The sequence below is a fragment of the Kribbella swartbergensis genome (assembly GCF_054784135.1).
The window spans coordinates 660,017-667,469 of the sequence record NZ_BAAGPM010000018.1 but is presented as its reverse complement, the minus strand read 5'-3'; the positions used below and the strand labels follow the sequence as shown (position 1 = coordinate 667,469).

The following is a 7,453-nucleotide window of genomic DNA, read 5'->3' as shown; positions in this document are numbered from 1 at the left end:
AGCGGTGGGTACGACGGCACCGGTCAGCAAGGTGGCCGTGCCGAGGATCAGCGCCGTAGTGCGCATCGCCATCATGACGTCCTTTCGTCGGAGGTCTTTCGCCAGTCTCGATGGCGAGCGCAGCGCGAAAGTTGCGGCCTGTCATCAACCGGCCACCCGGCGGTGTCGTAACCGCCAACAACAACAAGTAGTCGATAACAGTGCTGGTCTGACCATGCGTGCTGCCGATTCCGCGTTGCCGGTCCTGATTCCGGGCCCGCTATATTCGGAGCGTGAGCCCGCTTCGTCTCATGGCCGACTACGAGTGCTACCCACTGTGGGAATCGCAGGATGGCCTAAACAATGTCGATCCGTTCGACCTTCCGATTCCCGGCGAGCTGGCGAACGCCCTGACCGAGTGGAGCGATCAGTACACGGCGACGCTCAACCGGTCGGACCCCCGGAGTTCGGGCTTTACGGACACCGCATCGGCGGAGGCATGGCTTCGCGCCGGTGCCGTCCTCGCGAGCCAGCTCCGTGATCACGGTTTGAACATCGACTACTTCCATGCAGGACAGGCGCCCTCCGATCTAGTCGTACTCGGGTGACGCCAACGCCGACCTCCGCAGACGGCCTGGTCTCGTTCGCGGCCGAATCCCGTTGACCGTTGGGAGGTTGGGTGTGAGACTCCGTGGGCATGCGTGAGGTGGCCAAGCTGCACGATGACGAGGTGGACATCGACGCGTCGTTGGTGGCGCGTCTGCTCACCGAGCAGTTCCCGAAGTGGGCAGACGGTCCGATTCAGTACGTCGCATCGTCGGGCACGGACAACGTGACGTTTCGGGTGGGTGCTGACCTGGCTGTCCGGCTGCCTCGTACCGAGCGGACGCAGGGTCAGGTGGAGAAGGACCTGACCTGGATGCCTCGTCTGTCCCCTCATCTTCCACTCGCCGTACCCGAGCCGCTGGCTCTCGGTGCGCCTGGCGCGGGCTATCCGTTCAGCTGGGGCGTGTACCGATGGCTGGAGGGTGAGCCCTTCCACCCGGATCGGCTCACCGACCCGATGTCCGCGGCGCGCGAGCTTGCCGAGTTCGTTCGCTGCTTGCAGACGGTCGACACGACCGGTGCGCCGGTCCCTCCGGACGACCCGTTCAGTCGGGGTACGCCGCTGGCGCCGCGTGACGCGCTCTTTCGCGAGGCGCTGGACGAGTTGCGAGAGGAGTTCGATACCGGGCTCGTCCTTGCCGCGTGGGAGGCGTCGCTGGCAGCCGACACCTGGAGCGGCCCGCCCAAGTGGATCCACGGCGACCTGATGGCCGGCAACGTACTGGTGGCCGACGGCAAACTTACCGCGGTGATCGACTTCGGTACTGCGTGGGCCGCGGACCCAGCAGGTGATCTGTTGGCCGCGTGGTACCTGTTCGAGGGCGACTCACGACGGGCGTTCCGGGACGCGATGGATGTCGACCATGACACCTGGGCCCGCGCGCGCGGCTGGGTCCTGTCGCTGGAGATGATCGCAATCCCCTACTACCGAACCCGCAATCCCACCGCCGTGCGCGATGCCCACCCCTTCATCGCCGACATCCTCGCCGACTTCGCTGCCGAGCACTGACCTGATGCAGCGCTCGGTGCGTGGTGACTGTCATGTGACCGATCGCCGGCAGTCAGGTGGCCGCGGGCCTGCTCCTACTCCTCGTGGGGGTTGTCTACGAACTCACCGCGCAGAGGGATGGTGTCCGCGCGGGCCGGATCCTGCGCGAAGACCGAGCCCTCGGCGATCGACTCCAGCAGCGCTGCCATCGACGCGTACGCCGTACGGACGAGCATCCCGGAACTCTTCTGGCCGATGTCGCCGCGCAACTCGACCAGGACACTGCCGGCTCCTCGGATCCCGTAGGAGTTGCGCGCGATTCCGCGTGGCAGGGTGCCCGGGTACTGGCTGACCTCGGCGAAGCCGTAATGCATCAGCGTGTCGAAGATGACCAGGCACATCTGTCGCGAGAGCGCGACCGCCTCGGCCGGAGTGTCCGGGTGGTTCGGCCAGAAGATCGAGGCAGTGATCAGATCGCCGTCGGCACTGCGATAGGACCCCTGGTGGTGGTAGTCGACGACCATCCGCGGCTGGTACCGAATCGCGACACGTTGCACAGCCGCGGCCTCCGGCACAGGGTTCGCCTCGGGTGGGATGGCCGGGTCGTGCCAGCGATTGACGTCGAAACCGACGCCCGGCGTACAGAACGCACCCGAGCAGTCCGGGTCGTGGTTCTGCCGCTGGAATCGCTCGGAACCGTCCGGGTTCACCTTCGGGATGACCAGCAGGGTCAGCTTGCTGAGAACGGCGTCCCAGGCGGCGCCGCCGTTGCCGAGCCGCTGCAGCAACTGGAGCGCCGCCTCGGTGCCGAGGGGCTCGTTGCCGTGCTGCTGGGTGATGTAGAGGACCTTGGTCGGGCCGGTACCGACCTTCGCCAGGTACAGATCACGACCCTCGTTCGAGCGACCCACGGTCTCGAGCGAAACGCGGCCCTTCGAGCTGCGCTCGATCTGCCGCAGCGCCTTCACCATCTCGTCGTACGAATGCAGGCGCTGCAAGCTGACGTGCTGGGAGTCCTGCACCCACGGGCCGTTCGGAATGGTTTGTGGATCGGCGATCGCCGCAGGCGTGGTCGCGACAGCGAGGCTCATCACAAGCAACGAAGGGATCAATCGGCGCATGGCGGGCACCTCCCGGAACGGCGTCTGAAGCTGTGCGCCCGACGGTAGTAACGCCATTGCCAACGTGCAATAACTCAGCCTCCGCTAGATCCGGGTAGTGGCCATACAGTGCGATCTGCGGAGGGCCCTCTCGGCGGCGAAAACCCCGTGTGTCCAGCTCGATGCGACTGATATGGTCGTCCGGCGGCCAGCGACCCCGGCAGGCGCTAGCCGGCGAGCGCGTCCCTCGGGGCCGTACGGACCGACGTCGCCCGCAGGTTCCGCTGTGAGAGACCTGCTGTCATCGGAAGGTTTGATGCACGCGTGACAGGACCCTCCGCTCCGCAACTCTCTGGCACCGGCCCCTGGCAGAGGGAGCGCCGGTAGTGCCTCCCATCATCGAAGTTTCCGACCTCAGCAAGGAATTCTCGCGTCCTGATGTGCGACCGGGGCGTTTCGCTGGGACGAGATCACTCTTCACTCGGACTCGCAAGGTCACGAGAGCGGTGGATGCGATCAGTTTCCACATCGACGAAGGTGAGTTGATCGGATTCCTGGGCCCGAACGGCGCCGGGAAGTCGACCACCATCAAGATGCTCACCGGCATCCTGGTCCCGACGACGGGCACGGTCACCGTCGCCGGTCAGGTTCCCTGGCGTGATCGGCGGCGAAACGCACGCGCCATCGGCGCGGTCTTCGGCCAGCGCACCCAACTCTGGTACGACCTCCCGTTACGAGACTCGTTCGAGATCATCAGAGATCTGTACAGCATGGATCCGGCGACCTACCGGATGCGGCTCGCGGAATTCACCGAGATACTCGACCTGGACGAGTTCATCGACACCCCGGTGCGGTCGCTGTCGCTCGGTCAGCGGATGCGCGGCGATCTCGTCGCCGCCATGCTGTACGCCCCGACGATCCTCTATCTCGACGAACCGACGGTCGGCCTCGATGTCGTTGCCAAGGGCAAGATCCGCGAGTTCGTGGCGGAAATCAACGCGAACCGCGGTACGACGGTCATCCTGACCACGCACGACATGGACGACGTGGAGCAACTCTGCCAGCGGGTGGTGATCATCGATCACGGCAAGATCCTGTACGAGGGCACAGTCGAGATGCTCAAGGCCAGGTACGTGACCAGTCGGGACATCGTGGTTCACTGCACCGACTTCGACGCCGCCACCATCTCGTCCCCGTTCGCGCAGGTCGTCTCGGCCGACAAGTTCACGGCGACTCTGCGGTTTCACCCGGAGACGACAGCCGCACCGAAGGTCGTCCACGACCTGACCTCGCGGTACCCGATCACCGACCTGTCCCTGATCGAGCCCGACCTCGAGGACGTGATCCGGCGGCTGTACACGGAACGGACATCGGCGCCTGCACGCGTAACGGATCGCTGATGCCGATCGACACGCTGGGCACCCGCCTGACCGGGCTTCGCGCCTTCTACCGGGCCGGTTACAGGTCGGTCCTCGCCTATCGGGCAGACCTCCTGTTCGGGATCGCCGGGCTGGTCATCCAGGCCACCCTGACCGTCGTCGTCTGGCGTGTTCTGTACGACGGTCGCGACGAGGTAGCGGGGATCGGAAGTTCCACCGCGGTGGCGTACGCCGTGCTCGCCACCAGTATTCAGGCCACCGTGATGCCGTGGCAGTTCTCGTCGCTCCCGCTGCGGATTCGGCGAGGTCAGATCGGCGTGGACATGATGCGGCCGCGATCGCTGATCAGCCAGAACCTGGCCGAGGCCGTCGGCACGATGGTGGGCAGGCTGCCCATCGGGGCAGCGGGTCTGATCACCGGCTTCGCCCTCGGCGGCGTACAAGCACCGCACTCACTGCTCGACTCGCTGGCCTGGGCCGCCTCGATGGTGCTCGGCATCGGGAACATCCTGACCCTGAATCTGCTGGTGTCGATGATTGCCTTCTGGACGCTCGAGATCGGCGGCCCGATGATCCTCTACAGGTTCGCGTCGGCGTTCCTGTCCGGAGCCCTGATCCCACTCTGGTTCATGCCCGGATGGCTGCGGCCGATCATCAGCTGGCTCCCCTTCCAGGCGCAGATCTACGCGCCGTTGTCCATCTGGTTCGGTACCAGGCAAGGAGCCGACCTGCTCGGCACGCTCGCCGTACAACTCGGCTGGGTGCTGGTGCTCGTCCTGCTCCTGCACCTCGTCTGGCGACGAGCCATCCACAAGGTAGTGGTCCTCGGTGGCTGAGGGTGTCAGGGCATGGTCCGCTGTCAGGGAGGATCTGCGCGCGAGCCGGATCCTGTTGCGAGCCGGCTGGCGTGCGGCGATCGCCTACCGCGTGAGTTTTCTGTCGACCATCATCGGCGGTGTTGCGCTGCAGGGCACGCAACTGTTGTTCCTCGGGGTGCTGCTGTCGAAGTTCGAGGTCATCCAGGGCTGGCGGTTGAACGACATAGCTTTCCTGTTCGCCATGCGGCTGGCCGCGCACGCGTTCTACGTGGTGCCGTTCGGTGCGCTGTTCTCGATCGACCAGGCGATCCAGCAGGGTGATGTCGACCGATACCTGCTTCGCCCCGCCGGGGTCTACTTGCAGCTCCTGACCCGCTACGCGCCACTCATGGCCCTCGGCGACGCGCTCCTCGGGTTTGGATCGCTGGCGATCTTCGCCCCCCACTCCTCGGTCTCCTGGACACCAGGAAAAGTGGCCTTCCTGATCGCCGCAGTGATCGGTGGCGGACTCATCGAAACCGGCCTGCAGACCTTCCTCGCCGGACTGTCCTTCCGGATGACGTCCACCACGTCGCTCCGGATACTCGCCGACGACACGATCACACGGTTCAGCGGCTATCCCTTGACCATGTTCAACCGCTGGGGATTCCTCTCCCTCACCTTCGTCTTCCCGATGGCATTCATCGCCTACCTGCCGGCCACAGTCCTTCTCGGACGCACCGACGAGCTACCGATACCTGCCTGGCTGGCAACCATCTCACCGTGCGGCGGCCTGGTCGTCTTCACCATCGGCCTCACCTTCTTCAACCGGATGACCCGCACATACAACAGCCCAGGCAGCTGAACCGTAAGCCGCATGCCAGCAGGACCGGCCTGCCGGCCCCGGGTACAGTAGCCTGCTGTTCGTCGAGGGGACTCGGGTGGACGAGCAGACGGACGACCTGACCTTGGCGCGGAGGGCCTTTGCGGTACAGGACTGGGCCGGCGCGGCGGCGCACTTCGACGTGGTCGCGACCGAGCGGCTCACCGCGAACGACCTCACCGCGTACGCGGATGCGGTGTGGTGGCTCGGCCGTATCGAGGACAACCTGCGGTTGAACGCCGCTGCGTGCGAAGCCTTCCTGGCCGACTCCCGGCCGGTCGAGGCCGCGTGGGCCGCCATGGTGCTCGGAATCTTCCACGTGGCGCGAGGCGACGAGCCGCAGGGTATGGGCTGGATCGGCCGCGCCGCACGTCTCCTGAAGGGAGTCCCGGACTGCCCGGTGCACGGGTACCTGCTGCACCTGACCGAGGTGGAAGGCAGTCTCCAGGCTGGGCGCCTGGCCGCGGCGGTGGAAGCAGCCCGCCGGATTCAGGATCTCGGCCGCGAGCTTGGCCGGCCCGACCTGGTGGCTCTGGGCCTGAACGGCGAAGGCCGCGCCCTGATCAGGTCCGGACACGTGGTCGACGGACTCAAGCTGCTCGACGAGGCGATGGTCACCGTCCTGGACGGCAGGCTCGACCCGTTCACATCGGGCACCCTCTACTGCCACACCATCGCGACCTGTCACGAGGTCGCCGACATCGGACGAATGAGCCGCTGGATCGACCTGACCGAGCAGTGGCTGACCACCTTCCCCGCGGCCGTGGCGTTCGGGAGCTTGTGCCGGGTTCATCGGGCCCACCTCCAGTTGCTCCGCGGCGAATGGGACGAGGCCGAGCGGAACGCTTTACGAGTTGGCGCGGACCTCGACGCCAACCGGCTCGACTACGCCGCGGAGGCCTGGTACGTCGTCGCCGAGGCGCGCCGGTTGCGCGGCGACCCGAGCGCCGCCGAAGCGTACGACGAGGCACACGCCCGTGGGCGTGATCCGCAGCCGGGACGTGCGCTGCTGCGGCTCCAGGAGGGTGACTCCGCGGGTGCCGCGACGTCGGTGCGCTCGGCAGTGGCCGCGGTCGGCTCCGACCCGTTGCGCAGGGCTCCGCTGTGTGCTGCCGCGGTCGAGATCGCGGTCGCCGCGGGACGGCTGGATGAGGCGGCGGCCGCAGCCTCCGAGCTCGCGCAGACGGCGTCGACGTACGCCACCTCGGGGCTGGAGGCCATGGCGGCCGCCGCGCGCGGCGCGGTGCTGCTGGCCGAGGACCGCGCCGAGGAGGCGCTCCCGGTGCTCCGCGACGCCTGTCGGCGCTGGCACGAGCTCGGCGCGGCGTACGACGCCGCCGGAACCTGTGTCCGGCTCGCCGCGGCCTATCGCGCGCTCGGCGACGAGGCGTCCGCCGCCGCGGAGATCGCGCGGGCGGAGACGACGTACGGGCGGCTGGGAGCATACCGGCCGGTGCCGGACGCGCCCGACGGGCTGACCCGACGCGAGTGCGAGGTGCTGGCACTCGTGGCCGACGGCCGCTCCAACCGGGAGATCGGCGAGAGGCTCCATATCAGCGACCGCACGGTCGCCCGGCACCTGACGAACATCTTCCACAAGATCGGTTTCACCTCCCGGACCCAGGCCGCGCGCTACGCCATCGACCACGGGCTGACGGTCAGCCGGTGAGGCGGCTACGCAAAACCGCGTAGATCGGCCGACGCGAGTTGGTCAATCGCGC

Annotated in this window: 7 protein-coding genes; 6 read left to right on the top strand and 1 reads right to left on the bottom strand. The window is 66.9% G+C overall.

The window, feature by feature from the left end; genetic code table 11:
• The first annotated feature begins 272 nt into the window (after positions 1–272).
• Together ACYVOK_RS18590 and ACYVOK_RS18585 are read left to right on the top strand one after the other, a co-directional pair.
• Positions 273–587: a hypothetical protein gene (locus ACYVOK_RS18590; RefSeq protein ID WP_460663706.1), complete on the top strand. Its 315-nt coding sequence runs from the start codon at positions 273–275 to the stop codon at positions 585–587.
• A gap of 89 nt (positions 588–676) precedes the next feature.
• The gene (locus ACYVOK_RS18585) at positions 677–1,594 is read left to right on the top strand and encodes an aminoglycoside phosphotransferase family protein (RefSeq protein WP_460663705.1); all 918 of its coding nucleotides are present in this window, start codon (positions 677–679) and stop codon (positions 1,592–1,594) included.
• Between the two features lie 74 nt (positions 1,595–1,668).
• Here ACYVOK_RS18585 and ACYVOK_RS18580 read toward each other — a convergent pair whose 3' ends face one another.
• Positions 1,669–2,694, bottom strand: a complete 1,026-nt coding sequence (locus tag ACYVOK_RS18580; protein ID WP_460663704.1) for a M14 family zinc carboxypeptidase — start codon at positions 2,692–2,694, stop codon at positions 1,669–1,671.
• 485 nt (positions 2,695–3,179) lie between these two features.
• Between ACYVOK_RS18580 and ACYVOK_RS18575 the strand changes: the two genes are divergently transcribed.
• The 4 genes from ACYVOK_RS18575 to ACYVOK_RS18560 all read left to right on the top strand — a co-directional run bounded on the left by ACYVOK_RS18575 (position 3,180) and on the right by ACYVOK_RS18560 (position 7,401).
• A complete protein-coding gene (locus ACYVOK_RS18575) occupies positions 3,180–4,073 on the top strand; it encodes an ABC transporter ATP-binding protein (protein WP_460663703.1) in 894 nt (297 codons plus the stop codon).
• A complete protein-coding gene (locus tag ACYVOK_RS18570; RefSeq protein WP_460663702.1) occupies positions 4,073–4,888 on the top strand; it encodes an ABC transporter permease in 816 nt (271 codons plus the stop codon). Before ACYVOK_RS18575 ends, ACYVOK_RS18570 begins: the two co-directional genes overlap by 1 nt.
• On the top strand, positions 4,881–5,714 hold the full coding sequence (locus ACYVOK_RS18565; protein WP_460663701.1) for an ABC transporter permease: 834 nt from the start codon (positions 4,881–4,883) through the stop codon (positions 5,712–5,714). The genes ACYVOK_RS18570 and ACYVOK_RS18565 overlap by 8 nt, the downstream gene beginning before the upstream one ends.
• A gap of 76 nt (positions 5,715–5,790) precedes the next feature.
• Positions 5,791–7,401, top strand: a complete 1,611-nt coding sequence (locus tag ACYVOK_RS18560; RefSeq protein ID WP_460663700.1) for a LuxR C-terminal-related transcriptional regulator — start codon at positions 5,791–5,793, stop codon at positions 7,399–7,401.
• The last annotated feature ends 52 nt before the right edge of the window (positions 7,402–7,453 follow it).

Excerpts from the sequence above, each read along its gene's own strand:
- ACYVOK_RS18585 (WP_460663705.1), top strand. The coding sequence starts at position 677 with ATGCGTGAGGTGGCCAAGCTGCACGATGACGAGGTGGACATCGACGCG.
- ACYVOK_RS18580 (WP_460663704.1), bottom strand. The coding sequence starts at position 2,694 with ATGCGCCGATTGATCCCTTCGTTGCTTGTGATGAGCCTCGCTGTCGCG.
- ACYVOK_RS18570 (WP_460663702.1), top strand. The coding sequence starts at position 4,073 with ATGCCGATCGACACGCTGGGCACCCGCCTGACCGGGCTTCGCGCCTTC.